The 1,745-nt window shown below is 21.6% G+C and carries 1 protein-coding gene; it reads left to right on the top strand.

Annotated elements, in window-relative coordinates; translation table 11 throughout:
• The coding region (locus RI76_RS03045) for a hypothetical protein (protein WP_017192146.1) at nt 1-1,290 on the top strand (1,290 nt) is incomplete at its 5' end.
• Between the last annotated feature and the right edge of the window lie 455 nt (nt 1,291-1,745).

Genomic DNA, 1,745 nt, shown 5'->3' with positions numbered 1-1,745 from the left:
AAATCAAATAATATAAATATTGTTGATAATGTAACAAATGAAATAAAACAAATAAAAGAAAAATTAATAAAAGAATATGAAGATGTTTTTAAAACATATGATGATCAAATAAAAACATCGTTAACAAAGAATAATGAACAATTAACTTCAATAAAAACAAATTTATCAATTTCACCATTTAATGAAGATAATTATCAAAATATTAATGATTATTTTCAACATTATATAGAAGATTTGAAACAAATAAAAACATTATTAGATAGTGAATTAAATAATACAAATATTGATAATGTAAGATTAACAAATGAAATATTAGTTAAAATAGAAGAAATAAAAAAAGATTTAAAAAAACAATATAATAATGTTAATAATAACTTTGATAAGAAAATAGGAACATTAAAAAGTCAAAAAGATCAAATTGAACCAACAAAAATAGACTTAGAAAAAGAATTAAATTTAAAAAAACAATATAATGATGTTCATGATAACTTTAACAATCAAATAGGAATATTAAAAGATCAAATTGAACAAACAAAAATAGACTTAGATAAAGAATTAAATTCGGTATTTCAGCAAATCAAAGAAAAAAAAGACACATTTGAATATATTAAAGATGAAATTAGAAATCAATCAAAAAAATTAGAAAAAAAATTAGAAGAAAAATTAGAAGAAGATATAATGTCCAATGTGCAAAAAAGTATTGGAGAAAATATTCAAAAATTGTATAAAAAGGATTCATGGAGTTCATTAACTTATCCATTTGTACAAATAAATAGTTATGATATTCCGAAAACAATAACAGCTATACATGAATCAGGACATACTTTAACTTTTTTATATCATCTTAAAAAATATTCGCGAAATGAACAAGAAACAAAAGAAAATATACAAAATAAAATAAAAACATTTATAGATAAAGTTACAATTAAACCTGATTCGGATGAAAAATATGAAGGATGTTTTTTTCATCGTCCATATGGAGATGTCATACACGATATTCAAGTTAATTTAGCAGGTTTAGTTGCAGAATGTTTTATACAAAATCATTCGATTGAAGGTAAAACTGGATTTTATTCAGATTTTAATCATGCAAGAGTTGCTTTAGAATCAATAATAGAAAAACAATCAGACAATCAACAATTCAGAAAACATATTGCTGAAGTAGAAAAGATTATTTTCCAAAATAGAAACATTTTAATACAGTTGTTTAACAAATTATTAGAAAAAGAAACATTATCTTCAGAAAAAGATTTAGATTTTTTTACAAAATTATATACACAAATCAAATGATTTATTAGACAAAAATAAAAAAAGCTAAAAAAGAACAAAACCAAGATTAACAAATTTAATAAATATATGATATTATTGAGTCAATCTAGTTATTATTAGATAAACTTAATTAAAAATATTTATTGCGCTCTAAAAGTTAAGGCAACTTTTTTACTTTTTAAAAATTCTTTAAGACTAACCTTTACGTTAGTCTTTTTTTCTTTTATGGAGCCCACTGCGACCGATTGTTTGGGCTCCTATTCAAAAAAATAAAATAAACTATACTAATCCTTACATTAATATATATAGTGTATTTTTTAAAAAAGTGCCACTTTTTTGAAATTTTATTCCACTTTTATTTACTTTGATTTTGACTATTGCAAATAAGGCATCTTTGAGGCCAGGCTTATGTTGTAGTTTGTTTGGTTTAATTTACCATATTTATCTTTTTTGTTTGAATCAAGTATAGAGTAGGT

The sequence above is a fragment of the Milkweed yellows phytoplasma str. MW1 genome (assembly GCF_000309485.1).
In the GTDB taxonomy this organism is placed as follows: Bacteria; Bacillota_I; Bacilli_A; order Acholeplasmatales; family Acholeplasmataceae; genus Phytoplasma.
The sequence above is the reverse complement of the archived record's forward strand: the minus strand, read 5'-3'. Positions and strand labels throughout refer to the sequence as shown.